Annotated in this window: 25 protein-coding genes and 1 pseudogene; 8 read left to right on the top strand and 18 right to left on the bottom strand. The window is 70.8% G+C overall.

The features are described 5' to 3' along the window. The first annotated feature begins 166 nt into the window (after positions 1-166). Positions 167-1,333, top strand: a complete 1,167-nt coding sequence (locus tag RNL97_RS09820; protein ID WP_030577559.1) for an alkaline phosphatase PhoX — start codon at positions 167-169, stop codon at positions 1,331-1,333. Between the two features lie 85 nt (positions 1,334-1,418). On the opposite strand, the gene RNL97_RS09825 is transcribed toward RNL97_RS09820, so the two are convergent. The 5 genes from RNL97_RS09825 to RNL97_RS09845 form a co-directional block, all read right to left on the bottom strand. Further along, on the bottom strand, positions 1,419-1,829 hold the full coding sequence (locus RNL97_RS09825; protein ID WP_030577556.1) for a VOC family protein: 411 nt from the start codon (positions 1,827-1,829) through the stop codon (positions 1,419-1,421). A 129-nt stretch (positions 1,830-1,958) separates the two neighbouring features. Beyond that, positions 1,959-2,981, bottom strand: coding sequence for an ArsR/SmtB family transcription factor (locus RNL97_RS09830; protein WP_032764885.1), 1,023 nt, complete (start codon positions 2,979-2,981; stop codon positions 1,959-1,961). A gap of 702 nt (positions 2,982-3,683) precedes the next feature. Further along, positions 3,684-6,395 carry a pyruvate, phosphate dikinase gene (gene ppdK / locus RNL97_RS09835; protein ID WP_030577551.1) on the bottom strand — a complete coding sequence of 904 codons (2,712 nt, stop codon included), beginning with the start codon at positions 6,393-6,395 and terminating at the stop codon, positions 3,684-3,686. A 753-nt stretch (positions 6,396-7,148) separates the two neighbouring features. Further along, positions 7,149-8,297 (bottom strand): tRNA dihydrouridine synthase DusB, encoded by a 1,149-nt coding sequence (dusB, locus tag RNL97_RS09840; RefSeq protein WP_030577548.1) that lies wholly within the window; start codon positions 8,295-8,297, stop codon positions 7,149-7,151. A 167-nt stretch (positions 8,298-8,464) separates the two neighbouring features. Next, the gene (locus tag RNL97_RS09845) at positions 8,465-9,043 is read right to left on the bottom strand and encodes a TetR/AcrR family transcriptional regulator (protein WP_243314006.1); all 579 of its coding nucleotides are present in this window, start codon (positions 9,041-9,043) and stop codon (positions 8,465-8,467) included. A gap of 69 nt (positions 9,044-9,112) precedes the next feature. On the opposite strand from RNL97_RS09845, the gene RNL97_RS09850 reads away from it, so the two are divergent. After that, complete coding sequence (locus RNL97_RS09850; RefSeq protein ID WP_313750589.1) at positions 9,113-10,006, top strand: NADP-dependent oxidoreductase; 894 nt, start codon at positions 9,113-9,115, stop codon at positions 10,004-10,006. Positions 10,007-10,075: 69 nt separating this feature from the next. Here RNL97_RS09850 and RNL97_RS09855 read toward each other — a convergent pair whose 3' ends face one another. The 4 genes from RNL97_RS09855 to RNL97_RS09870 form a co-directional block, all read right to left on the bottom strand. Then, positions 10,076-11,047 (bottom strand): glutaminase, encoded by a 972-nt coding sequence (locus tag RNL97_RS09855; RefSeq protein WP_030577538.1) that lies wholly within the window; start codon positions 11,045-11,047, stop codon positions 10,076-10,078. Positions 11,048-11,232: 185 nt separating this feature from the next. Further along, positions 11,233-11,505, bottom strand: a complete 273-nt coding sequence (locus RNL97_RS09860) for a hypothetical protein (RefSeq protein WP_030577535.1) — start codon at positions 11,503-11,505, stop codon at positions 11,233-11,235. Between the two features lie 141 nt (positions 11,506-11,646). Then, positions 11,647-14,304 (bottom strand): rifamycin-inactivating phosphotransferase, encoded by a 2,658-nt coding sequence (gene rph / locus RNL97_RS09865; RefSeq protein WP_398866352.1) that lies wholly within the window; start codon positions 14,302-14,304, stop codon positions 11,647-11,649. A 254-nt stretch (positions 14,305-14,558) separates the two neighbouring features. Then, positions 14,559-15,344: an alpha/beta fold hydrolase gene (locus RNL97_RS09870; RefSeq protein ID WP_030577529.1), complete on the bottom strand. Its 786-nt coding sequence runs from the start codon at positions 15,342-15,344 to the stop codon at positions 14,559-14,561. Between the two features lie 281 nt (positions 15,345-15,625). Here RNL97_RS09870 and RNL97_RS09875 point away from each other — a divergent pair, with 281 nt between their 5' ends. Further along, positions 15,626-16,393, top strand: coding sequence for a hypothetical protein (locus RNL97_RS09875; protein WP_313750590.1), 768 nt, complete (start codon positions 15,626-15,628; stop codon positions 16,391-16,393). Between the two features lie 118 nt (positions 16,394-16,511). Here RNL97_RS09875 and RNL97_RS09880 read toward each other — a convergent pair whose 3' ends face one another. The 5 genes from RNL97_RS09880 to RNL97_RS09900 all read right to left on the bottom strand — a co-directional run bounded on the left by RNL97_RS09880 (position 16,512) and on the right by RNL97_RS09900 (position 19,704). Beyond that, on the bottom strand, positions 16,512-17,039 hold the full coding sequence (locus RNL97_RS09880; protein WP_313750591.1) for an AAA family ATPase: 528 nt from the start codon (positions 17,037-17,039) through the stop codon (positions 16,512-16,514). 76 nt (positions 17,040-17,115) lie between these two features. Beyond that, entirely contained in the window at positions 17,116-17,376 is a 261-nt protein-coding gene (locus RNL97_RS09885; protein WP_030577520.1) for a hypothetical protein, read from the bottom strand. Positions 17,377-17,511: 135 nt separating this feature from the next. Further along, on the bottom strand, positions 17,512-18,486 hold the full coding sequence (locus RNL97_RS09890) for a hypothetical protein (protein WP_030577517.1): 975 nt from the start codon (positions 18,484-18,486) through the stop codon (positions 17,512-17,514). Positions 18,487-18,670: 184 nt separating this feature from the next. Beyond that, a complete protein-coding gene (locus RNL97_RS09895) occupies positions 18,671-18,880 on the bottom strand; it encodes a DUF397 domain-containing protein (protein ID WP_313750592.1) in 210 nt (69 codons plus the stop codon). After that, positions 18,877-19,704, bottom strand: a complete 828-nt coding sequence (locus RNL97_RS09900; RefSeq protein ID WP_313750593.1) for a helix-turn-helix domain-containing protein — start codon at positions 19,702-19,704, stop codon at positions 18,877-18,879. Before RNL97_RS09900 ends, RNL97_RS09895 begins: the two co-directional genes overlap by 4 nt. Before the next feature lie 106 nt (positions 19,705-19,810). On the opposite strand from RNL97_RS09900, the gene RNL97_RS09905 reads away from it, so the two are divergent. Genes RNL97_RS09905 through RNL97_RS09925 form a run of 5 tightly spaced genes read left to right on the top strand, consistent with a single transcriptional unit; the run spans position 19,811 to position 21,458 of the window. Then, positions 19,811-20,071: a hypothetical protein gene (locus RNL97_RS09905; protein ID WP_030577511.1), complete on the top strand. Its 261-nt coding sequence runs from the start codon at positions 19,811-19,813 to the stop codon at positions 20,069-20,071. Next, positions 20,068-20,271: a hypothetical protein gene (locus RNL97_RS09910; RefSeq protein ID WP_313750594.1), complete on the top strand. Its 204-nt coding sequence runs from the start codon at positions 20,068-20,070 to the stop codon at positions 20,269-20,271. Before RNL97_RS09905 ends, RNL97_RS09910 begins: the two co-directional genes overlap by 4 nt. Beyond that, positions 20,268-20,651: a hypothetical protein gene (locus RNL97_RS09915; RefSeq protein WP_313750595.1), complete on the top strand. Its 384-nt coding sequence runs from the start codon at positions 20,268-20,270 to the stop codon at positions 20,649-20,651. Before RNL97_RS09910 ends, RNL97_RS09915 begins: the two co-directional genes overlap by 4 nt. Before the next feature lie 29 nt (positions 20,652-20,680). Further along, positions 20,681-21,079, top strand: a complete 399-nt coding sequence (locus RNL97_RS09920; protein WP_243316300.1) for a hypothetical protein — start codon at positions 20,681-20,683, stop codon at positions 21,077-21,079. 10 nt (positions 21,080-21,089) lie between these two features. Further along, positions 21,090-21,458 (top strand): hypothetical protein, encoded by a 369-nt coding sequence (locus RNL97_RS09925; protein ID WP_030577500.1) that lies wholly within the window; start codon positions 21,090-21,092, stop codon positions 21,456-21,458. On the opposite strand, the pseudogene RNL97_RS09930 reads toward RNL97_RS09925, so the two are convergent. From RNL97_RS09930 to RNL97_RS09945, 4 genes and pseudogenes are all read right to left on the bottom strand, one after another. After that, a pseudogene (locus RNL97_RS09930) lies at positions 21,415-21,844 on the bottom strand (MmyB family transcriptional regulator); the annotation flags it as partial. The gene RNL97_RS09925 and the pseudogene RNL97_RS09930 sit on opposite strands and share 44 nt — an antisense overlap. A 95-nt stretch (positions 21,845-21,939) precedes the next feature. After that, positions 21,940-22,158: a DUF6243 family protein gene (locus tag RNL97_RS09935; RefSeq protein ID WP_030577497.1), complete on the bottom strand. Its 219-nt coding sequence runs from the start codon at positions 22,156-22,158 to the stop codon at positions 21,940-21,942. A gap of 212 nt (positions 22,159-22,370) precedes the next feature. After that, positions 22,371-22,574, bottom strand: coding sequence for a hypothetical protein (locus RNL97_RS09940; protein WP_030577494.1), 204 nt, complete (start codon positions 22,572-22,574; stop codon positions 22,371-22,373). 100 nt (positions 22,575-22,674) lie between these two features. Then, a complete protein-coding gene (locus RNL97_RS09945; protein WP_010064186.1) occupies positions 22,675-24,057 on the bottom strand; it encodes a glycine--tRNA ligase in 1,383 nt (460 codons plus the stop codon). Positions 24,058-24,192 lie beyond the last annotated feature (135 nt).

The following is a 24,192-nucleotide window of genomic DNA, read 5'->3' on the forward strand; positions in this document are numbered from 1 at the left end:
CGGTTTGGTTCGCTCCGGCCCGGGGGTCGGCGGGGCGGCCTGCGCAGCCTCTCCGCCGACCGTTCACCTCTACTTGACGTTCCGTCAACTCCACACTCCTACAGTCCTGATGCGCGACCCGCCGGTCCGTCCGGAGCGGCGGGCCACACTCATGCGTGGAGTGATCGTGGAACGTCGGAACTTCTTGCGCACCGCGGTGATCGGCAGCTCGGCGGCGGCCTTCGGCGGCACCTTGTGGCGGGGCGCCGCCTTCGCCGACCCGGCCCAGCCCGCCCCCGGCCCGTACGGCGCGCTCCAGGCGGCCAACGGGGACGGGATCCAGCTGCCGAGCGGCTTCACCAGCCGCGTGATCGCCCGTTCCGGGCAGACCGTGCCCGGCACCTCCTACCGCTGGCACAGCGCGCCCGACGGCGGCGCGACGTACGCCGACGGCTCGGGCTGGATCTATGTCTCCAACGCCGAGGTCTCCCCGAGCAGCGGGGGCGGGGCGAGCGCGGTGCGGTTCAACTCCTCGGGGACGGTGACCTCCGCGTACCGGATCCTGGGCAACACGAACAACAACTGCGCGGGCGGCGCCACCCCGTGGAAGACCTGGCTGTCCTGCGAGGAGGTCACCCGGGGGTACGTCTACGAGACCGACCCGTGGGGCGCGAACGCGGCGGTGCGGCGCCCGGCGATGGGCCGCTTCAAGCACGAGGCCGCGGCGGCCGACCCGGACCACGGCTACATCTATCTCACCGAGGACGAGAGCGACGGCCGCTTCTACCGCTTCCGGCCCACGACCTGGGGGAATCTGTCGAGCGGCACGTTGCAGGTGCTGGTCGCGGGCACGGGCGCATCCGGCCCGGTGAGCTGGGCGAACGTACCGGATCCGGCCGCCTCCTCCACGCAGACGCGGCACCAGGTCTCCGGCGCGAAGGTGTTCAACGGCGGCGAGGGCTGCTTCTACGCGGCGGGCACCTGCTGGTTCACCACCAAGGGCGACAACCGGGTGTGGGCGTACGACGCGACCACCTCGTCGATCTCGCTCGCCTACGACGACTCGCTGGTGACGGGCGGCTCCGCCCCGCTGACCGGGGTGGACAACGTCACCCGGTCCGGGTCCGGCGACCTCTACATCGCGGAGGACGGCGGGAACATGGAGATCTGCCTGATCACGCCGGACGACACGGTGGCCCCGTTCCTGCGGATCACCGGGCAGTCCGGTTCGGAGATCACCGGGCCCGCGTTCTCGCCGGACGGCAGCCGGCTCTACTTCTCCTCGCAGCGCGGGACGAGCGGCAGTTCCTCCGGCGGTATCACGTACGAGGTGAAGGGGCCGTTCCGCAGCTGACGCGGACGCCGGGTCTGACGCGGACGCACCGCGTGCGCCGGGGCTCCCCCGTGACCCCGGCGCACACCCTCGCGGGCCAGGCCGCTCAGCCCTCGCCCTGGGCAGCGGCCTCGTCCATCCACATGACCTCCCAGATGTGGTGGTCGGGGTCCTGGAACGAGCGGCCGTACATGAAGCCCAGGTCCTGCGTCTCGCCCGCCGGGAACCCGCCGGAGGCCAGCGCCGCGTCGGCGATCTCGTCGACCTTCTCGCGGCTGTCGGCGCTGAGGGCGAGGATGACCTCGGTCGCCGTCGAGGCGTCGGCCACGTCCTTCTTGGTGAACTCCTTGAAGCGCTCCTCCGTCATCAGCATCGCGAAGATCGTGTCGCTGATCACCAGACACGCGGTCCTGTCGTCGCTGAACGCCGGGTTCGTCGTGAAGCCGAGCTTCCCGAAGAAGCCCACCGTCGTCTCCAGGTTCTTCACCGGCAGGTTCACGAAGATCATCTGAGCCAGGGTCGTTTCCTCTTCCTCTGTCCCGTGGCGCCCGCGGTGCTCCGTCCGGCGCTTTCGATGGTTAGACGGCGGGGCCGCGCAGAACTCATCGGCGGTGGCGGAGGAACTTTCCGGGCCCCCGGCGGCGCCCTAGTGAAGGGTGAGCGGGGCTCCGCCGCGCAGCAGGGAGCCGCCGAGCGGCGTCAGCGTGTGGAGGACCGAGCTGCCGTGGCGCAGCGTCAGAACGAGGCCCGCCTCGCGCAGCACGGAGGCGTGCTGGCTCGCGGACGCCAGCGACACCCCGGCCCTGCGGGCGAGTTCGCTGGTGGTGCAGCCCGTCCCTATGGAGGAGAGGACGGCCGAGCGGGTGTGGCCGACGAGCCGGCCGAGCCAGGGGCCCGGCTCGGCGAAGACCGGGGCGCCGGGGTTGGCCACCGGATAGACGAGGACCGGCGGGAGGGAGGGATCCCGGTAGACGACGGGCGTGCCCCGGCAGAAGAAGGACGGCTGGAGCAGGAGCCCGCGCCCGTCGAGGTACAGATCGCGGTCGAAGGGGTAGTCGGCCTCCAGCACGGGTGAGCGCCACCGGATCATCGGCGGCAGGGTGGCCAGCAGCTCGTCCGTGCCGCCGTCCAGCAGGGCCCGGCCGCGCACGGCCCGGTCCGCCTCGACGCTGGCCCGGATGTGCGGCCAGTAGGGCTCGACGGCCGCCCGGTGGTAGCTGCGGAGCGCCCCGATGAGCCGGGTGAGCGGTTCGGCGCGGCCCTCCATGAGCGCGGCGGGCAGCGCCGCGCCGGCGGCCCGCTGACCGACCGACCGGTCTGTCCGCTGCCGCGTCCGGCCGGCGGCCAGCAGCTCCAGCTCGGCGTGGACCCGGTCGGCGGGGGTGTCGCGCAAAGCCTCCATGCCGACGTCGAGTCCAAGGGGTTCGGCGCCCTCTGGGGAAGGCGTCAGGAAATCCGGGAAATAGCCGCGGGGCGGAACGACCGCCGCCAGCAGCTGTGCTTCACCATTCAACCGCGCCCGGGATTCCGTACGCCATTTTCCGAACACCGTCGAAGCACGCCGGTCCCTGAGCCGGTGAAAACTCAGAATGGTTTCCCACAGGGCGTCCGGTCTCGTGGCCATCCGCACCCGCGAAAGGTCCAGCCTGGACACATGGATCCGCAGCACTACTCCCCCACCTGTTGCATCCGCAATTGCCCCCACCGAAGGGTATGCGGACCGTCACAGGAGGTCACCACGGGGTTTCGGCCAGAAGTGAAAGGCCTCGCCCCGTTCCGGTTCACCGATGAGGCTGTACGACGTCGGGTACGCATCCGGTGCCCACCGGATGAGCACGTGAAGGCCGTGGGGGGCTTTATGTGTTCGGCGGCGGTGGGCGACGGTGCGGCTCCGTACCCGACGGGGGTAAGCCGGGTGCGGTCCATGGGTGGGGATCCATGGACCGCACCCCGGTCCGGCTTCCCGGCCGTCACCCGAATTTCTTTGCGCCTTAAACGAAGCAATGTGCTCTGCGCCACATTCTTCGCGCTCCATTCGGTGCGCGCTCCTGACGACTTCTCCGTACCGCCGGTCATTTCCGCGCACGCCTCTCGCGTACCGCCGGTCACTTCCGGCCTCGCCGGTCCCTTACCGCGGGTCGCTTCCGATCGGCGCAAAGCGAAGCGGCGGCACCCCCGCACAGGGTGCCGCCGCTTCTCGGTGCTCCGGGACCGCCGCCGGGCCGGTGCACCCGGTGAGGGCCGGGCTCGGCTTCCGGGGCGGTCCCGGAGGGGCAGGCCGCTCGGCGGCCTTGGTCGGCGGGCAGGGCTGTTCGTGCAGCCCTGCCCCTGAGGTCCGGGGTGTTCGTGCACCCCGGACCGTGAGCCCGGGTCAGCGGCTGTCACTGCCCCGGGACTCGGCTGCGGCCCGGCCCGCCTCCAGGCGGGCTACGGGGATGCGGAACGGCGAGCAGGAGACGTAGTCCAGGCCCACCTCGTGGAAGAAGTGCACCGACTCCGGGTCTCCGCCGTGCTCACCGCAGACGCCGAGCTTGAGGTCCGGGCGGGTGGCCCGGCCGGCCTCGACGGCGCTGCGGACCAGCGAACCGACGCCGTCCTTGTCGATCGTCTCGAACGGGGAGACCCCGAAGATGCCCTTCTCCAGGTAGGCCGTGAAGAACGACGCCTCCACGTCGTCGCGGGAGAAGCCCCACACCGTCTGGGTCAGGTCGTTCGTGCCGAAGGAGAAGAACTGCGCGGCCTCGGCGATCTGGCCCGCCGTCAGCGCGGCGCGCGGCAGCTCGATCATGGTGCCGATGGTCAGCTTGAGGTCGGTGCCGGTGGCGGCCTGGACCTCCTCGATGACCCGGTCGGCCTCCTCGCGGACGATCTCCAGCTCCTGGACCGTGCCGACGAGCGGGATCATGATCTCGGCGCGGGGGTCGCCCTTGGCGTTCTTGCGCTGGGCTGCGGCCTCGGCGATGGCCCGGACCTGCATGGCGAACAGCCCGGGGATGACGAGACCGAGGCGCACGCCGCGCAGGCCGAGCATCGGGTTCTGCTCGTGCAGCTTGTGCACGGCCTGGAGGAGCCGCAGGTCGTTCTCGTTGGCGTCCTTGCGGGACTCGGCGAGCGCGACCCGGACCGACAGCTCGGTGATGTCGGGCAGGAACTCGTGCAGCGGCGGGTCCAGGAGGCGGACCGTGACGGGAAGCCCGTCCATCGACTCGAACAGCTCGATGAAGTCGGCCTTCTGGAGCGGGAGCAGAGCCGCCAGCGCGCTCTCGCGCTCCTCGTCGGTGTCCGCCAGGATCAGCTTCTCGACCATCTCGCGGCGCTCGCCGAGGAACATGTGCTCGGTGCGGCACAGGCCGATGCCCTGGGCGCCGAAGCGGCGGGCCCGCAGGGCGTCCTCGGCGTTGTCGGCGTTGGCCCGTACGCGCAGCCGGCGTACCCGGTCCGCGTACGCCATGATCCGGTGCACGGCGGCGACCAGTTCGTCGGCGTCGTCGGCGCCGGCGTGCATGCGGCCCTCGAAGTACTCGACGACCGGCGAGGGCACGACGGGCACCTCGCCCCGGTAGACCTTGCCGGTGGAGCCGTCGATCGAGACGAGGTCGCCCTCCTCGATCACGATGCCGCCGACCGTCATCCGGCGGCGCTTGGTGTCGACCTCCAGGTCCTCGGCGCCGCAGACACAGGTCTTGCCCATGCCGCGCGCCACGACCGCCGCGTGCGAGGTCTTGCCGCCGCGTGAGGTGAGGATGCCCTCGGCGGCGATCATGCCTTCGAGGTCGTCGGGGTTGGTCTCCCGGCGGATCAGGATGACCTTCTCACCGGAGCGGGACCACTTGATCGCGGTGTACGAGTCGAAGACGGCCTTGCCGACGGCCGCGCCGGGCGAGGCGGCGATGCCCCGGCCGAGCAGCTCGGTCTTCGCCTCGTCGTCGAAGCGCGGGAACATCAGCTGGGCGAGCTGGGCGCCGTTGACCCGCTGAAGGGCCTCGGCCTCGTCGATCAGGCCCTGGTCCACCAGCTGGGTGGCGATGCGGAAGGCGGCGCCTGCGGTGCGCTTGCCGACCCGGGTCTGGAGCATCCAGAGCTGGCCGCGCTCGATGGTGAACTCGATGTCGCAGAGATCCTTGTAGTGGTTCTCCAGGGTCTCCATGATCTGCATGAGCTGGTCGTACGACTTCTTGTCGATCGACTCCAGATCGGCGAGCGGCACCGTGTTGCGGATACCGGCGACGACGTCCTCGCCCTGCGCGTTCTGGAGGTAGTCGCCGTAGACCCCCTGGTGGCCGCTGGCCGGGTCGCGGGTGAAGGCGACGCCCGTACCGGAGTCGGGGCCCAGGTTGCCGAAGACCATCGAGCAGACGTTGACGGCCGTGCCGAGGTCGCCGGGGATGCGCTCCTGGCGGCGGTAGAGCTTGGCCCGGTCGGTGTTCCACGAGTCGAAGACCGCGTTTATGGCGAGGTCCATCTGCTCGCGCGCGTCCTGCGGGAACTCGCGTCCGGCCTCGGATTCGACGATCTTCTTGAACTGCTTGACCAGCTTCTTCAGGTCGGCCGCGGCGAGGTCGGTGTCGACCGTGACCTTCTTCGCGTGCTTGGCGGCCTCCAGGGCTTCCTCGAAGAGCTCGCCGTCGACCCCGAGGACGGTCTTGCCGAACATCTGGATGAGGCGGCGGTAGGAGTCCCAGGCGAAGCGCTCGTCACCGGACTGGGTGGCGAGACCGGCCACCGAGACGTCGGAGAGACCGATGTTCAGGACCGTGTCCATCATGCCCGGCATGGAGAACTTGGCGCCGGAGCGGACGGAGACCAGCAGCGGGTCGTCGGCCTGGCCGAGCTGCTTGCCCATGCGCTCTTCCAGCGCCTTGAGGTGCGCACTCACCTCGTCGCGCAGCGCGGTCGGCGCGTCGCCGCTCTCCAGGTAGACCTTGCAGGCCTCGGTGGTGATCGTGAAGCCCGGAGGGACGGGCAACCCGAGGTTGGTCATCTCGGCGAGGTTGGCGCCCTTGCCGCCCAGAAGATCCTTCAGATCCTTGTTGCCCTCGGTGAAGTCGTAGACGAACTTCTGGGGATCTTTGTTTTCCGACACGGGTCTCGACTCCTCGAGGACGCGGTGGCTGCCCTGACGGCGAGGAACATACCCAGATCGAAGGTGTATGGGTACGTCCACTTGGTCGTCATGCGGCCGCAACCACCCGTCCGCCAGCAGATCGAAAGGGTCGCTCGGCCGAAGCACGGAAATCCTTGCCTTCACCTCCTGAAAGCGGCATGGCCGAAACTTGACCATAGCCGCTCATCTGAGCGGGTAGCTGAGCAGGTGAGTGCACTTCTCGAAGGCAAGAAGGTGGCACTGAGTGCCACGTCTTTCAGAAGTGCAGCCAGCCTTTTTTCGCTCATCTGAGCGCAACCCCGATCAAGGGTGGCGTGAATCACGCCCGATTCGGACCCCGGATTTCAGGATCCGGACGGCTCGGGATGCCTCGCACAGTCGCTGAGCACACCGAGATCCACCTCTTCCAGGCTACGGGCGAAGGTCCTCCCCCGCGCGGGGTCGACCAGCGGTGGCGAGGGCCCCACCAGCACGGCACGCTCCGGGCGAGGCGCTGCCGACCGCCCTGGAGCGGCACCCGGTGCCGCTCCAGGGCGGCCGGCAGCCGTCGGCCCCGGGGCGCAGCGGGGCGCCCGCGTCGACCTTGCGGTGGAAGGTCCGGTCAGCTCGGCGGCGACTCGGACGGGGCGGCGGCCGACACGCCCGTCACCGCGATCAGATGAGCGGCGGTGCCCGCGACGGCCCGGCCGACGCTCGTACGGAAGCGGGACCGGCCGCAGGACTGGTACGGGCTCAGCCGCCGGAGGTGTCCAGCTCGGCGTCGGCGCTGACGCCGGCGCAGTCGTACGGGTCCTTGAGCCAGCCGTCCGGGAGGACGACCCGATTGTTGCCGGAGGTCCGCCCGCGGGGCCCGTCGGCACCGTCCGGCCAGGGCTGGTCGAGGTCCAGCTCGTGCAGCTGGCCGCCCAGCTCCTCCAGCGAGGAGGTGACGGCGAGCTTCTTGCGCATCTCGGAGCCGACCGCGAAGCCCTTGAGATACCAGGCCACGTGCTTGCGGAAGTCGATGACGCCCCGCGCCTCGTCGCCGATCCACTCCCCCAGCAGTGTCGCGTGGCGCACCATGACGTCCGCGACCTCGCGCAGAGTGGGCGCGTGCCGTTCGGCGCGCCCCTCCATGGCGCTGACCAGATCGGCGAAGAGCCAGGGCCGCCCGAGGCACCCGCGCCCGACGACGACCCCGTCGCACCCGGTCTCGCGCATCATCCGCAGGGCGTCGTCGGCGCACCAGATGTCGCCGTTGCCGAGGACGGGGATCTCCGGGACGTGCTCCTTGAGCCGGGCGATGGCGTCCCAGTCGGCGGTGCCGCCGTAGTGCTGGGCGGTGGTCCTGCCGTGCAGGGCGACGGCCGTCACGCCCTCCTCGACGGCGATGCGCCCGGCGTCGAGGAACGTGAGGTGGTCGTCGTCGATGCCCTTGCGCATCTTGATGGTGACGGGGAGGTCCCCGGCACCCGAGACGGCTTCTCTGAGGATGGCCCGCAGCAGGGGCCGCTTGTACGGAAGCGCGGAGCCGCCGCCCTTGCGGGTGACCTTGGGGACGGGGCAGCCGAAGTTCAGGTCGATGTGGTCGGCGAGATTCTCGTCCACGATCATGCGGACGGCCTTGCCGACGGTGACCGGGTCCACTCCGTACAGCTGGATCGAGCGCGGGGTCTCGCTCGCGTCGAAGTGGATGAGCTGCATGGTCTTCTCGTTGCGCTCGACCAGCGCCCGCGTGGTGATCATCTCGCTGACGAACAGCCCCTTGCCCCCGGAGAACTCCCGGCACAGCGTCCGGAACGGGGCGTTGGTGATACCGGCCATCGGGGCCAGCACGACCGGCGGCCGCACGGTGTGCGGGCCGATACGGAGCTGCGGGAGGGCGGGGGCGAGCGTGGTCATTGCTCCATTGTCGCGTACGCCGGAGGGGCGCCGGGCAGGGTGCATCGGGGGGTGGTCTTCAGGACCGCCGGCCGGACAAGCGCGTACGGGCACACCGGGTGACGGACCGTACGGCCGTCGGCCCGTCCGGGCCGCGTCATCGCCGCCCGGACGGGCCGACGGGCGACTCAGGCGAGGCGCGAGGCGCCCCAGGCCGCCTCGATCATCCGGAAGACCTCGTCCACCGCGTCCCCCGGCTCGGCCGCCTCGCAGGCCAGCGTGTAGGCGTCGATCACGAACCTCGCAATGGTCCGACAGGCCGTCGACGCCTCCGGTACGCCGAGGTCGGCGGCGATGGCGGCAGCCAGCGAGTCCGCGTGACGCAGCCGCATCGTCTCCTCGTACTCCCGCAGCGCGGGCGAGGCTGCGATCAGACTCCGGACCGGGGCGGCCTCGGGCGCCGTGCAGTGCCGCACCAGGGCGTGGATCTCCCGACGCAGCGCGGGGATCAGCGGCTCGTCCGGCGCCCGGGCGGCGACCGCCCGCACGAGGCCGCGCTCGAACCCCTGATCCCGCTCGAAGACCAGCGCCTCCTTCGCGGCGAAGTGCGAGAAGAGTGTGGTGACGGCCACATCGGCCTCCGCGGCCACGTCCCGGATGCCCACGTCGTCGTAGCCGCGTTCCAGGAAGAGGCGCAGAGCCGTGTCGGCGATCTTCTGGCGGGTCGCGGCCTTCTTGCGCTCGCGGCGCCCGGACGGCTCGATCATGCGCTGACACTACCAAATACAAAACAACAACAGATTCAAAACCCTAACCGTTAGTGTTACGGTCGCCGCATGAAGAAAGTGAGCTTCGCCGAGTTCGGCGGCCCCGACGTCCTCCGCCTCATCGATGCCGAGGAGCCCCACGCGGGCCCCGGCGAGATACGCATCTCCGTGCGCGCCGCAGGAGTGAACCCGGTCGACTGGCGCATCCGCGAAGGCCAGGTCCTCGGAGCACATCCCACCGAACTGCCGTCAGGGGTGGGCATCGACGCCGCCGGAGTGGTGGACGAGGTCGGCGAGGGCGTCGGCGGAGTGCAGATCGGCGACCCCGTGTTCGGCGAAGGGTCCAGCACCTACGCCGAGTTCGCCGTGCTGGCCGCCTGGGCCCGGATGCCGGAGGGCCTGACGTTCGCGGAGGCGGCGGGGTACCCGTCGGTGGTGGAGACCGCGCTGCGCGTCCTCCGCGAGGTCGGCATACAGCCCGGCCGGACCCTGCTGGTCAGCGGCGCGTCCGGCGGAGTCGGATCAGCGGTCCTGCAGATCGCGCGCGAGCGGGGCATCAAGGTCGTCGGCACCGCCGGCGCCGCCAATCAGGACTACCTGCGCGGCCTGGGCGCGCTCGCCACGACGTACGGCGAGGGCTGGACCGAGCGGGTGCGAGCCCTCGGCCGTGTGGACGCGGCGCTGGACCTGGCGGGCTCCGGCGTGATCCGCGAGCTCGTCGAACTGACCGGGGACCCGGCGAAGGTGGTCACCATCGCGGACCTGGACGCGCCGGAGTTCGGCGTCCGCTTCTCCGGCGTGGCGGGCAGCGTTCCGGACGCGCTGGCCGAGGCCGCCGCGCTCATCGGGCGCGGCAGGCTGCACATCCCGGTCGAGAAGTCCTACGCACTGACAGAGACAGCTGCCGCGCACGCCGACAGCCGGGCGGGCCACACACGGGGCCGCCGCGTCATCGTCATCTGATGCCGGAGGAAGCCACCGTCCGGGCGATCGAGCGGCACCGCCGGAATCCCCGGACGACGAGTCGGCGCGTCAGAAGACGGACAGACCGGTGAGCGTGGTGAACCGGTCGAGCGCCGCCACGCCGGCCACCGAGTTGCCGCGCCGGTCGAGCCCCGGGCTCCACACGCACAGGGTGCACTCCCCGGGCACGATGGCGATGATCCCGCCGCCGACGCCGCTCTTGCCCGGCAGCCCCACCCGGTAGGCGAACTCCCCGGCCGCGTCGTACGTCCCGCAGGTGAGCATGACCGCGTTGACCTGCTTCGCCTGGCTGCGGGTCAGCAGCGCGGACCCGTCGGCCCGGACCCCGTGCCGGGCGAGGAACCCCGCGGAGAGGGCCAGGTCCGCGCAGGACGCCTCGATCGAGCACTGGCGGAAGTAGGCGGCGAGCAGTTCGGGCACCGGGAGCGTGACGTTGCCGTAGGAGGCCATGAAGTGGGCCAGCGCGGCGTTGCGGTCGCCGTGGGCCGCCTCGGAGGCGGCGACGTCCGGGACGAAGTCGATGGCGGGGTTGCCGCTCTCCGTACGGAGCAGCTCGCGCACCTGCCCCGCGGCGTCCCCGGTCAGCGCCTGCAACCGGTCGGTCACCACCAGGGCGCCCGCGTTGATGAACGGGTTGCGGGGGATGCCGTTCTCGTACTCCAGCTGCACCAGGGAGTTGAAGGGGTTGCCGGAGGGCTCGCGGCCCACGCCCCGCCATATCCGCTCGCCGTCCAGGGAGAGCGCCAGGGCGAGTGCGAAGACCTTGGAGATGGACTGGGTCGAGAAGGGCTGCTGCCAGTCCCCGACCCCGTAGACGGTCCCGTCCGGCTCGGCGACGGCCATACCGAAGCGCCGGGGGTCGACGCCCGCGAGCATCGGTATGTAGTCGGCGGGGGTGCCGTGGTCGTCGCGGGCGGCCATCTCCTCGGCTATGCGGCTGATGACGGCGCTGAAGCGGTGCGCGTCGGTGCGCGGGGCGGCAGCACTGCTCGCCGGGACGGCGGCGGAGGGGTGGGACACGGCGATTCCTGACGGGGAGCGGAGCGGGGCCCGGCGGCCGGGGCGGGGCCGGGGAGAGCGCCCACAGTCTGCCCGCCCACCGGAACCATCCCAAATGCCCCGCCCGCCGGCACCCGGCTCCCCGCCACCCCTCTCACCCCGCCTCGGGGGCGGGGCCCACTCGTGAAGGCCCCGGCCCCCCGGGCTTACATACTCGCGAAGATCGCGCCCAGGACCATGCCGCCGACCAGGCCGACGGCGCTGATCACGATGGCGATCGTGGAGAGACGCTCGTGCCGGACGGTCTTGGCGATGACGGCCATGATCAGCCCGCCCAGCGCGAAGACGATCGGCAGGAAGATGAACCCGATCACGCCCAGGACAATCGCGATGATGCTGAAGACGTTGCCTTCGGCGCGGGCCCGGGGCGCGCCGTAGTGCTGCTGTCCGGTCGGCTGGTTGCCGTACTGCGTAGTCATCTCTCGCTCCTTCGGGTCGGTCGCTCCGAGATCCGGTCGCGAAGTGACCGGCCTGACGTTCGGGTGCCCCCAAGTCCCTTGCGCACACGCGCTTTTGCTTGCGGGAGCAGCACCACGCGGGCGCTGGGGCCCCGCCGCCCGTCAGTCCAGGATCTCGACGTACCCGTCCGTTCCGTGCACGCGGATGCGCTGTCCGTCCCGGATCAGCCGGGTGGCCTGGTCCACGCCGACGACGGCGGGCAGTCCGTACTCGCGGGCGATCACCGCGCCATGGGTCATCAGGCCGCCCACCTCCGTCACCAGCCCCGCGACGCCGAGGAACAGCGGGGACCAGCTGGGGTCGGTGAACCGCGTGACCAGGATGTCGCCCTCTTCCAGCTCGGCCTCGCCCAGGTCGAGAATGACGCGCGCCCGCCCCTCGACGCTCCCGGTGGAGACCGCGAGACCGGCCAGGGCCCCCGCCGGCATGTCGTTGCGCCGGTACGCGCCGGTGAGGGCCTCGCCGTCAGAGGTCAGCACCCGGGGCGGGGTGAGCGCCCCGTACGACCGGAACGCTTCCTTGCGCCGCGCGATGAGCCGGTCGTCGACCCGGCGCGAACGGACGACGTCCTCCAGCTCCTGGAAGGTGAGGTGGAAGACGTCCTCCCGCTCGGCGACCACACCGTCCCGGACGAGCCGCCCGGCCTCCTCCAACAGCGCCTGCTTGTAGAGGAAATATCGGCAGACGATGCCGTACTTCGGGTACTCCCGGTATCCGGCGAAGGCCCGTACCTGGTCGATCATCCGCTTGGTCTCTTCGGCCTTCCGCTCCCCGTCCGGCAGGGCCCGCAGCCGGGACAGCACGTCCTGCTCGGCCCTCAGCGCCCGCTGCCGGCCCTGCTCGAAGCGGTGTTCGGCGGCGCCGGGCCCGAAGTTCCGGACGTTGTCGAGGATCAGCGGGACCAGCGTGGCGGGGCGCTCGCTCCACCGGGGCCGGGTGATGTCGATCTCGCCGACGCAGCGCATGCCGTAGCGGCCGAGGTACCTCTCGATCGCTTCGCGCGCCGCGCTGCCGCCGGGCAGTTTCGCGAGCTCGTCCAGGAAGTCGTCGTCCTGGACGTCGTTCAGGAACGCCACCACCTCAGGGTGCGGGCGGATCGCGTCGGCCACGTCGAGCAGGTCGAGACCCATCTCGGAGGTGATGTTGCCGGGGGCGGAGAGCGTGAGCGCGTCAGCCGCGTTCTTCTCGCCCAGCCACTCCCCCAGCCTGTCGTTGAGCCACCACGTGGCCTCCATCCCCGCCATGATCGCCCGGATGCTCAGCGGGTCGCTGAGCACGCGCTTGTGCTCCTCGAAGGCCTCTGCCAGGAAGTCGAACAGCTCCGGACCGCGCTGCGTCCGGATGTCGCGTTCCAGGGCGGCGAGGGACGTTTCACTGCGTTGGACCAGCTCCGCGACGACGGCGGGATCGGCCTGGGTCACCGACGCTCCGGGGGCGCCGCCCGCCGGAGGGCCGACGGGGCCCGCGTCCGGAACCGGCAGATCGAACTCGTCCCGCTCCAGGACCGTTTCCAGAGCGTCCCGGACCAGCGGGTCGCCCTTCCCCATGACGTCCAGGAGGGCGGCGCGGGACGCGGGCGAGGCGAGCCGCGGGGTGACGTCGACGAACAGCCGCCCGCCGGCCTCGTGCATCGGCACCATGGCGGTGCGCTGCCACATGGACCAGCCCAGCGGTTTCATGGCGTCGGTCATCATCTGCTGATGGCCGACGGAGACGTAGACGCTCGGGGGCCGGCCGTCTGCGGCCTCCGGGCCGGGGGCGGGGACGGGGACGGGGAACAGCGTCGTGATCGGCCGGCTCTGCACGATCCGGAAACCGTCGTCGGTCAGGCACCACTCGATGTCCTGCGGACACCCGAAGTGGGCCTCGATCCGCCGCCCGAGCCGTACAAGCTCCACGGCCTGCGCGTCGGTCAGCGCCGGTCGCTCCTGCTCCTGCGGTGCGACCGCCACCTCCCGCGTACCGCCACCCGGCAGGGCGTGCACGGCGCGCTGTTTGACGGCGATCGTCCTGGCGACGACCTTCCCGTCCCGCACGGTGAAGACGTCGGGGTTCACCAGCCCGGAGACCAGCGCCTCGCCGAGCCCGAACCCGGCGTCCACGGTGGCGGTCCGCCGGTGGCCCGTGACGGGGTCGGCGGTGAACAGAACCCCGGACGCGTCCGGAAGGACCATGCGCTGGACGACCACGGCCATCCGGACCGTACGGTCGTCGATGCCGTTGCGCCGCCGGTAGATCACCGCCCGCTCGGTGAACAGCGACGCCCAGCACCGGCTGACGTGCTGGAGGACCGCCGCGGGCCCCACGACGTTCAGGTACGTGTCCTGCTGCCCGGCGAACGAGGCCGTCGGCAGGTCCTCCGCCGTGGCGCTGGACCGCACGGCGTACGCGGCTCCCTCGCCGAACCGGGCGACCGCCCCGGTGATCTCGGCCGCGAGATCACCGGGGATCCCCGCCTCTTCGACAGCCCCCCGGACCTCCGCGCTGAGCGTCCGGACCGCCTGCCGGTCGTCCGGGTCGGCGCCCGCCAGCCGGTCGAGCAGCGCGTCGACCTCCGGAGCGCGCGCCACGACCCGCCGGAAGGCGTCCGTCGTCACGCAGAAGCCGTCCGGCACCCTGACTCCGTCGACCCGGGAGAGCGCACCGAGATGGGCCCCCTTCCCGCCGACGAGGCCGGCCCGATCCCCGTCGACCTCGCCGAGGCCCAGCACGTACGGCCCGCTCACACCGCTCCCTCCGTCGAACCTCTTGTCGCGCACGTCGTCATTCCCGGTGTCTTCCGCAGGCTGTGGCATAGGCGGACATTCTGCGGCGCACAGGGGGCCTTGCGGCAAGGCCCCCTGTGCGCTATAAGTTGAGAGTGGCGAGGAGAGGTGTCTCCTCGCCTTTGTGCTGCGCACACGCCTCAGCCGCCGTCGGACGGCTCCGCCAGCCGGCTACTCCCCTCCCGGCCCTCCGCCAACTGCCCCTTCCGCCTTGGGCGTTGCCTCCGGTGGGCCCGGTTCTGCGGAGGTCACGCCGTCCGCCCCCGAGGGTGCCTGAGCGCCGCCGCCGTGACGCGTACGAAGTCCTGCGGGTTGTCCAGCATGATGTTGTGACCGCAGTCCGGGAGGGGGACGACGGACACCCCGGCCCGGGTCAGGGCGTCGGCGCCCGGGAGGGGGCCGTCGGCCTCGGGCAGCAGATAGGTACGGGGAATCTTCAGCTCCACCAGCAGTTCGCGCAGGGTGGGGACGGTCCCCCGGACGAGATGGGTGGCGCTGCGGTGCAGGGCTTCGCGGCCGGTGAGGCGCATGGTGGACCACCAGTCGGGCCCCACCCGGTCCCGGACCTCTTCCCAGCCACCGGCCAGGAACTCCTCCTCCCCGTACGCGGCGATACCGCTGCTGCCGCCCGCCCCGGGCGTGGGCGTGATCGGATCGAGGTTGGCGTCGACCAGGACGAGCCGGGAGACCAGGTGGGGGTGGCGGGCGGCGAGAACGACGGCCACCGAACCACCCATGCTGTGCGCGATCACCTCGGCGCCGGTGACGTCCGCCGACTCCAGGGCCCTGGCGAGGGCGTCGGCGTGCGATTCCAGGGTGTAGTCGAAGTCCGTCGGCCGGTCGCTCAGACCGTGTCCCAGCAGATCGATGAGCAGCGAACGGCGCCCGGCCAGCAGCGGATGGACCGCGACCTCGGTGAAGTAGGCGGGCGACGTGGCCCCCAGACCGTGTACGTAGACACGGGCGGGCTCCTCACCCGGCAGCTCCACCCAGCGGATCCGGTCACCGCCCGCCGTCACCGTGGTCGCCCGCACAGTCCGCCCCCGCCCCGGTCGTCAACGTCGATGATCGGCACGAGAGTAGCCCGTCGCGCAGGCCGCCGCCCGAGTCAGGCGCAGCGAACGGTCCCGGCGACCGATCGGAGTCCGCCTCATGCCCGACGGAACGACAACGCTCCACGGAACGCTGACCCGCCTGGTCCCGCCGAGGCCCCATCGTGACGCACGGGTGCACAACCCTGGACGGATGCCGGGTGTCTGTAAAGCGCCGGAGGGATGAGCCTCCGGCGCCTTTCCGTACAGAGATCGGGGATCAGGTGGGGAAGCAGGTCTGGAGAGCCGTCGTGGCCGGTGGTGCGGCGGCGGTGTTCACGGCCGTGGCCGCGGTGCCGGCCGGGGCGGCCGAGGGCGGGGCCTCGTTCAGCCGTATCCAGGTGAACGGCGGCAAGCCGATCGTGATCGGGACGACGAAGGAGGTCATGGCACCCGCGTCGTTCCGGATAACGACCACGAAGCAGAGGAAGACGCCGGGATTGGTGTTCCTCCACCGCGACGGTGGGAATGAACAGCTGTGGCACTCGATCGAGACGAACGACTGCCCCACCCAGGGCCCGGGTGTCTGCGACATCGACGAGAGGATGTACTTCGACCCGAGCGAGTGGGCCATGCTCAACAGAGAGGCCGGGGTATGGAGGGTCGGGGCCGAGGTGCGCTTCAAGGACGGCAGCGGTGACGTCGACGACAAGGGCATGGCGGTGTACGTCCAGCGCAACTCCCGCCTGACCGTCAACGCCTCGCCGGAACCGGTGGCCAAGGGCAGGACCATCACCGTGACCGGCAAGGTCACGCGGGCCAACTGGGAGACCAGGAAGTACGCCTCCTACGGAGGCCGCCACGTCAGCCTGCAGTTCAAGCCCGCCGGCTCGGCCTCCTACACCACGGTGAAGAAGGTGTACGCGGACGGCTCGGGCAACCTCAAGACGACCGTGAAGGCGTCCAGGACGGGCACGTGGCGCTGGGTGTACCACGGCAACACCACCACCGGGGCGTCGACGTCGTCCGGGGACACCGTCGTGGTGAAGTGAGGCCCGCCGTGCCGACGGGCGGGCGGTGACCGGACCGGCGGTACGGCTGCGACGGCCGCGGCGCCGGGTCCGCCGAGATCTCGGCGGACCCGGCACGCTGTGCGGCCCCAGAGGCCGGTCACCGCCTGGCCGGACCGCACAGAGCGAAGGTGAAACGGGCGGCTTCGCCGGGTGCGACCGACTGGCGGCGTCCCGGCACATCGTGGACGGCCGCCGCTCCCTCGGACCGGAGCCGGTCGACACCGGCGTCCCGGCTCATCAGGTCCGCGTAGGCGCGGACGTCCGCCTCGGTGAGGTCCGCACGGCCCCGCTCGGCGTACTGCCGGAGAAGGTCGGCGACGTCCGGAGCGAACCGCAAGGCGGTCACCGGGACGTCGAAGCGCCGGGCCAAGGCGATGAGCCGCTCCCGCGCCTGAGGCGTGACGTTCGTGGACTCGGCGATCACGCTGAGCCCGGCGGCGAGCCGGGCGGCCATCCGACGGTCGCGCTCCTCGAAGATCCGCGCGTCGGCCGCGCCCGCCGCGTCGGAGTCCGCCGGCTCGACCGAAGCGCCCGACAGCTCCACGCGGATCTGGCAGCCGAGGCCCCCGCCCCCGACGCCGGAGACGATCGGATCGCTCCGTGGCAGGAAGGCATTCGCCGGCATCCGCACCCGTATCCGTACCGGCCGAACGAGCCATGCCCCTCCCCCGCCGCCCGTGCCGAGTTCCACACGGGGCGCCTCAGACCTCCTGGGGGTGGCCGCCGTCGCCCTCGACGACGAGCCGGTCCGTGCCGGGCTCCTCCGCTCCCTCGACGACCGTCACGTCGACCGTGCCGTCGCCGGTGGTGTCGAACTGGTAGAGATCCGCTCTGCCGTCGCCGGTCGTGTCCGTCATCCACACGTCGGGCTTGCCGTCGCCGTTCGTGTCGGCGCTGAGAAGGAGATGGTTCTCCTCGCCCTGGGTCGGAGCCACTTCTTCGGTACCCGGGTTGGTGCCCATGTTGGTTTCCATGGCGGCCGATTGCCCCCGGGCAACGGTTCGAAACAGCTCCGAGCGCTGCCTCCGGCCCGGGACGCCCCCCCTGGGCCGGGGTAAGGACGGGGTCGGGCTGAGGGCCGGTTCGGCGGGCGCGGCCTATTTCTTGTGCCACTCGGCGACCGGCAGACCGTCGGGGACCTTGAGCTCGAACGCGCCGCCGATGGCCGTGTCCAGAGCGGAAGCCGGGTCGTTCCCGGCGCCGAAGGCGCTGATCGCCAGCAGTTCCTTGAGCTGGGCGCCGGTGCCGCGGAACGCCTTGGCCCCTTGCATCGCCGTCCGCGCCCCGTCCGCGTCCATCGGCTTGTTCATCCTCTCCAGCAGGTCCGGGGAGACCCAGCACTCCGGAATCCGGTCGAGGTCCCACTCGGCGTACCAGTGGGTGTTGTTGAGCCAATTGCGCGGGGGTACCTGGCCGTCCACGGCCACCAGGTAGAAGGTGAACTTGATGTTGCCGAGGGAGCGCCAGTCCGCGACGTTGGTGTGCTCGCTCGCCCTGCCCGCGGCCGCGTTGTCGTAGGTCGACGCGATCTCCTGGAAGCCCGGCGGGGTGTTCGGGTCGGCGCCGGTGTAGTGGCGGATCGTCCACCGCTTGGCCATCAGCGGCGCGGCCATCTTCCGGCGCACAGCCTTGACCTTCTGCAGTTGCTCGGAGGCGTCCTTGATGCTGCCGAGCATGTCGAAATCGGCCTGTCCCTCGCCGGCCGGGAACTGCTGGGACGTCATGTACTTCATGAGTTCCCAGGCGTCGTCCTCCGCGTGCCCCGCCTTCTTGAGAGCGGCGACGATCTGCTCGGGCGTCTTCGCCTCACGCAGTTCCTCGTCCGCGGTCCGCTGGATGTGCACGGCCCCGGTGCCCTGGTGCGCACCGGCGGTGTCCGCGGCCGCGTGCCCGGACTCTCCGTGCGCCTCCTGCCGTCCCCGGGTGACCGCGCGCGCGACGGCCGCGTTGCCCGCCGCCCGTGGCAGGTGGTGGTGCGGTCCGGCGAGGGGCTCGGCGTCCGCGAAGCCGGCCGACCGCCCCTGCGGGGACCGTTGCTCGGCCTCGTCCTTCTCCCTGCTGTGTGCGCGCACGGGCACTCTTCCCTGATCGTGGACTACAGCTCGGACCACAGTGTGCAGAGGAACGTCAGTCCGGGGGAAGGGACATGGGGGCAGACCGCGGGTAGCCCGAGTGCCCTCGAAGCCGTGGTCCGTGCCCGAACAGCAGGGTGCCCCACCATGCGTGGCACGGCGGGGCTTCCTTCTGCTCGGTTCCTCAGACGGTGTCGAACGTCCCGCCCCGGACGCCCGCGACGAACGCCGCGAACGCGGGGACGGGGACCTCTACCACGGGGCCGTCCCCGACCTTGGAGTCGCGGACCGGGACGATGCCGCGCGTGGCGGCGAGATTCCCGGCGACCTCGATGCAGTCACCGCCGTTGTTGCTGTACGAAGACGTGAACCATCGGGGGGATTCGGTCGTCACAGGGTGCCCTTTCGCAACTGGCTGATCTTGGCCACCGACGCCGTCTGCGACAGCGACGCGCCCTGAAGTTGATGGTAGGCCGTCAACATGGGCAGGACGAACGAGCTTTCCCGATCCAGATGTCCCAGAGTCTGCGATTCCGCGTAGCAGATCACCGACCGGTCCGGCAGCGTCAGAATGTTGACCGGCAGGTCGAACGTCCGCTGTTCACCGATCTCGTACGGAGCCACTTGGAGCAGGGTGTTGGGCAGTTCGGCGAATTCCGTCAACCGGTCCAGCTGGGCGTTCATGACGGCGGAGCCTCCGACCGGACGACGGATGCAGCTTTCGTCCATGGTGACGAAGAGCATGGGCGGATTCGGCCGCACCAGAGCCGCTTGGCGCTCCTCCAGGAAGGACACGCGTTCGTCGGCCTGCTCCTGTGTGATCGCCCCGCGCCGTACGGCACTGTCGGCCAGAACTCGTGCATACTCCGGCGTTTGCAACAGCCCAGGGACGATGCCGACTTGGTACAACCTGATCTCCACGGCCCGGCCCTCGTAGCGCGCGTACTCCGGGAAGCACTCCAGCAGAGTCAGGTCCTTCATCGCCTGGACCATGCGGCTGAACTTCTCACCGGTCCCCAGCGCCCTGTCAACACTTCTCGCGAAGCGTGGAGTCGGAGAGCGGCGACCAGTTTCCACGGCCGAGATATGTGTCCCCGAGCACCCCATGCGGCCGGCCAACTCGTCCTGCGTCCAGCCGCGCGCGTCTCTGGCCTGCCTCAACTGCAATCCGAAGGAATCATCCGGATCTTCGGGGTCGAGCTGCTTGCGATTCACCATGCCGAAGCCCTAACTCTCTGAGCAAAACTCGCAGGTTGAAGACGTCACGACCCTAGGTCACGCTGAATCGCCCCGGTAGCCGAACGGCTACGGAGAGGAGCGATCGATGTACGGCGAGAACTTACGCCCGAATAACCAGGAGCCCCCTGCCCTCCCCGCCCTCGGAACCCTCCTGGCCGACACCAGCCGTGCGGACCGCGTGGGCGAATTCCGAGGGGTCGCCGGCCCCTACTGGTCGCTCCGGCCCGTAGGGGGCGGCGCGGAGTGGGAGGTCGAGCCCCGCCACGTACGCCCGGCACTCCTCATAGAGCAGCTCCGCGCCCGTACCGCGCGTCTCAACGCCCGCAGCCGGGGTGAGGTCCTGTGAATCCGCATCCGCACCCCCTCGCCGAACTCGTCCGCATCGAGTCCGACCCGGCCTACCGAAATCTCTTCTGCGCCGAGTTGGACGCCGCCGTCCAGGACCGCTTCGCGAACCGCGCAACCGTCGTGGCCGAGGTCCAGGCGGCGGCCGCCCGGCTGCGGGCGCTGATCCTGCACGGCGAACCCGGGCCGCCGTCCACATGACGCGCGTGACGGGGTACGCCGCCGAGGTCACCGTCTCCGACGGGCAGCGGTTCGCCACCCTCGGCGGGGTCGTCGTACGGAACCGGCGGCTCGTCCTCCTCTGGCTCCGGCGGCAGGCCCTCCGGCTGGCCAACGGTCATGGGCTGCCCCTCGCGGCCGAGTCCGTACGGCTGTCGCCCGGCGACGACGTACAGCCGGTTCACTTCCACGGCTCGGACGCACCCGAAGAGTTGCGCCGCTGGGCGACCCACAGCGCGCACCAGAACCACGCGATACAGGCCCTGGAGGCCGGGTTCCCCGCTCTGTTCACCGTTCTCGATCCCGCCGTCGGGCTGAGCCTGACGCTCGCCGGATGGCGCGGCTCACCCGCCGACCGGTAGTCCCCTGCCAAGAACCGGAGTTGAACGTCGTGTTCCAGTGCACCGCCGTCACGCTGCTTCCACCCGACGCCGTGCTGCGGCTCACCGCTCCCGGGGTGGACGGCCCCGAAGAACCCGAGCCGTACGTCCTGTGCGAACTCGGCGCGCACGACGACCGGCGCACCGAACACGCCGCCTACCTGCGGCCGGGCAGGACGCCCGACTCACCGGCGCTCTGGTTCTTCTGGACCGGCAGCGGCCCCGAACGCATCCACCGGGCCGAGTCCGCACCCTGGTGCCCCGCCGTCCTCCGCCGGCTCGACTCCGGCCTCGTACGGCGGTGCGCGTTCCTCGACCACCACACCGCGCCCCACTCCTGGGACGTGACCGATCCGCTCGGCGACCTGATCGCGGAGCGGATCGTCTCCGGCGACTCTCCCGAAGGGTGACCCCGTGACCGTGGACCAGTGCACCGCCGTCGCGTTACTGCCACCCCCGGAGCACGTGCTCGCCCTGTCGGCCCCGGGTCGACGCCCGGAGCCCGGCCACGTCCTCTGCGAACTGGGCGAGCGCCACGACGGCGAGCACTCCGCGATGCTGTGGGACGAGGGCGGGCGGCCCGGAAGCGCCGTCTGGGTCCGGTGGGACACGGAGCGCGCCCGGCTGCTGCCGCTCCCCTGGTGCCCCGCCCGCGACCCCGGGAACGCCGACGACGCCTGCGGACTGTTCGCCGGGCACCCGTCCGGGCACGGCTGGGAGGTCACCGACCCCACCGACGAAGCCATCACGCGGGACCTGGCCCGGCTCCATCCGCATCTGTTCCGCTAGGACACGGTGTCCCTGTGACCGGCAGCAGCCGCAGCCGTTCGTAGCTCTCGCTGCCCGGTGCGGCCGTGCACACGAGCAGGCCGTGCGACTGGTCCGGGTCCAGCAGCCGCTGGCAGTTCAGCTTCGAGTACGCCGACCTCGGGGTGGATGAAGCGCTTGACCTCGTTCGGGCGGACGCCGATCTCGTGTTCGTCGCAGTGCGCGGCCCGCGAGCCGGTCCCCCGCAGGGTGGCCGGCTTCCGCAGGCCGGAGGCGAACATCCGGGAGAGGAAGGCGTGGTCCTCGGCCACGTACGGCGCCCGGATGGGTGGGGTGTGTCCGGAGAGCCGGAAGAGGCGGTCGCGCTCGTCCAGGGAGAGGTGGAGGCCCTGCGCGATCGAGGCGATCCGGTTCAGGATCACGGGTCCGGCCTGCGCACGGCGGTGAACGTCAGGGCCCTGGAGGCCATGCCTCCAGGGCCCGTCCTACGTGATCCGCGGCGTCAGCTCTGCGCGGGCGACGGCGACGCGCCCTGCGCGTCGCCGGTCGCGGGCGACTGGGCCTCGGCACGCTCGCGCATCTTGCGGACCAGCTCCTGCTTCTTGTCCTCGGCGACCTTGCGGTCGGCGTCGCGCGCCGAGCCCGCGCCCTGCTGATCGGCGCGGGACAGCTTCTTGCGCTGTCCGCCGACGCCGAGGAGGTTGTTGCGGCTCTTGGCCATGGTGTTCTCCCCTACGGAAGGTGAAGTGAGTCAGGTGAAGGTGATCGGGGCCCATCGCGCCGGGCCCCGGGCTGCGGCGGGGTGTGTGCACCCGCCGCGCTCTCACTCGTAGATCTGGAAGAACGAAGACATGCGGAAACCGTACCGCGCTCCGCGCGGGCGCCGCACCAGGTTTTTCGGCCGCCCAGGGGTACCGGGCCGCCGGGGAGGCATCAGGCCCTCGGGTCGACCGTCGCCTGGTGGGCCTCCGCAAGGTGCTCCTCGGCCTTGAGCCAGGGCAGGAACTGCGCCGAACGCCGCCATGCGCAGGTACTGCAGGTCAGCTGGCGCGCCATCCCCGACTTCCTTACCTGCACGACGTGTTCACGGCCGTGCTGGTCCCATCTGCTGACCTTGCTGGTGGTGATCGACGGCATCGCATACCTCCCGGAACGACGGCGGGGGCTCCGGTGGACCGTACGACGAAGCCCCCGGTTCCGTACCCGGAACCGGGGGCCTCACGCACACGAGCGGGTGTCAGCAGCCGAGCAGACGCGCGCCCAGGTACGCCTGGATCTGGTCCAGCGAGACGCGCTCCTGCTTCATGGTGTCGCGCTCGCGCACGGTCACCGCGTTGTCGTCGAGGGTGTCGAAGTCGACGGTGACGCAGAACGGCGTGCCGATCTCGTCCTGACGGCGGTAGCGGCGGCCGATGGCGCCGGCGTCGTCGAACTCGATGTTCCAGTTCTTGCGCAGGTCGGCCGCCAGGCCCTTGGCCTTCGGCGAGAGCTGCGCGTTGCGGGACAGCGGCAGGACCGCGACCTTGACCGGGGCCAGGCGGGGGTCGAGACGCATGACGGTGCGCTTCTCCATGACGCCCTTGGCGTTGGGGGCCTCGTCCTCGACGTAGGCGTCGAGGAGGAACGCCAGCATCGCGCGGCCGACACCGGCCGCGGGCTCGATGACGTACGGCGTCCAGCGCTCCTGGGCCTCCTGGTCGTGGTAGCGCAGGTCGGTGCCGGAGGCCTCGGAGTGCGCCTTGAGGTCGTAGTCGGTGCGGTTGGCCACGCCCTCCAGCTCGCCCCACTCGCTGCCGCCGAAGCGGAAGCGGTACTCGATGTCGGCGGTGCGCTTGGAGTAGTGGGAGAGCTTCTCCTTCGGGTGCTCGAACCAGCGCATGTTCTCCTCGCGCATGCCGAGGTCCGTGTACCAGTTCCAGCGCTGGTCCATCCAGTACTGCTGCCACTCCTCGTCCTCGCCCGGCTTGACGAAGAACTCCATCTCCATCTGCTCGAACTCACGGGTCCGGAAGATGAAGTTGCCCGGAGTGATCTCGTTCCGGAAGGACTTGCCCATCTGCGCGATGCCGAACGGCGGCTTCTTGCGCGAGGTCTGCAGCACCTGGCCGAAGTTGGTGAAGATGCCCTGGGCGGTCTCGGGGCGCAGGTAGGCGACCGAGCCGGAGTCCTGGGTGGGGCCGAGGTGGGTGGAGAGCAGACCCGAGAACTGCTTGGGCTCGGTGAAGGTGCCCTTGTTGCCGCAGTTGGGGCAGTTGAGGTCGGCGAGGCCGTTGACCGGCGGCTTGCCGTGCTTCTCCTCGTACGCCTCCTCCAGGTGGTCGGCGCGGTAGCGCTTGTGACAGGAGGTGCACTCGGTCAGCGGGTCCGAGAAGGTGGCGACGTGACCGGAGGCGACCCAGACCTCGGGGGCGAGGATGACCGACGAGTCGATACCGACCACGTCCTCGCGCGCGGTGACCATGTAGCGCCACCACTGCCGCTTCAGGTTCTCCTTCATCTCGACGCCCAGCGGCCCGTAGTCCCAGGCGGCCTTCTGGCCGCCGTAGATCTCGCTGCAGGGGTAGACGAAGCCACGGCGCTTGCTCAGGCTGACGATGGTGTCGATCTTGTCGGCGGCCACGGTGCTCTCTTCATACGACGATGACGAACGGCGAATGACTCAGGTTACCGGCGTGCGCACCCCCCGGATCAAATCGGTAGGGGCCCGAGGAGGCCGTGTGCCGCCGGCTCGTGATCTTCCGGGCATCTCATCCGT

The organism is Streptomyces parvus, assembly GCF_032121415.1.
Classification (GTDB): domain Bacteria; phylum Actinomycetota; class Actinomycetes; order Streptomycetales; family Streptomycetaceae; genus Streptomyces; species Streptomyces globisporus_A.

What these genes read in the sequence shown, in the direction of transcription:
- dusB (WP_030577548.1), bottom strand. Translation starts at nt 8,297, where the DNA reads ATGACCACGCTCGCCCCCGCCCTCCCGCAGCTCCGTATCGGCCCGCAC.
- RNL97_RS09845 (WP_243314006.1), bottom strand. Translation starts at nt 9,043, where the DNA reads ATGATCGAGCCGTCCGGGCGCCGCGAGCGCAAGAAGGCCGCGACCCGC.
- RNL97_RS09850 (WP_313750589.1), top strand. Translation starts at nt 9,113, where the DNA reads ATGAAGAAAGTGAGCTTCGCCGAGTTCGGCGGCCCCGACGTCCTCCGC.
- RNL97_RS09860 (WP_030577535.1), bottom strand. Translation starts at nt 11,505, where the DNA reads ATGACTACGCAGTACGGCAACCAGCCGACCGGACAGCAGCACTACGGC.
- RNL97_RS09880 (WP_313750591.1), bottom strand. Translation starts at nt 17,039, where the DNA reads ATGCCGGCGAATGCCTTCCTGCCACGGAGCGATCCGATCGTCTCCGGC.
- RNL97_RS09885 (WP_030577520.1), bottom strand. Translation starts at nt 17,376, where the DNA reads ATGGGCACCAACCCGGGTACCGAAGAAGTGGCTCCGACCCAGGGCGAG.
- RNL97_RS09900 (WP_313750593.1), bottom strand. Translation starts at nt 19,704, where the DNA reads ATGGTGAATCGCAAGCAGCTCGACCCCGAAGATCCGGATGATTCCTTC.
- RNL97_RS09905 (WP_030577511.1), top strand. Translation starts at nt 19,811, where the DNA reads ATGTACGGCGAGAACTTACGCCCGAATAACCAGGAGCCCCCTGCCCTC.
- RNL97_RS09915 (WP_313750595.1), top strand. Translation starts at nt 20,268, where the DNA reads ATGACGCGCGTGACGGGGTACGCCGCCGAGGTCACCGTCTCCGACGGG.
- RNL97_RS09935 (WP_030577497.1), bottom strand. Translation starts at nt 22,158, where the DNA reads ATGGCCAAGAGCCGCAACAACCTCCTCGGCGTCGGCGGACAGCGCAAG.
- RNL97_RS09940 (WP_030577494.1), bottom strand. Translation starts at nt 22,574, where the DNA reads ATGCCGTCGATCACCACCAGCAAGGTCAGCAGATGGGACCAGCACGGC.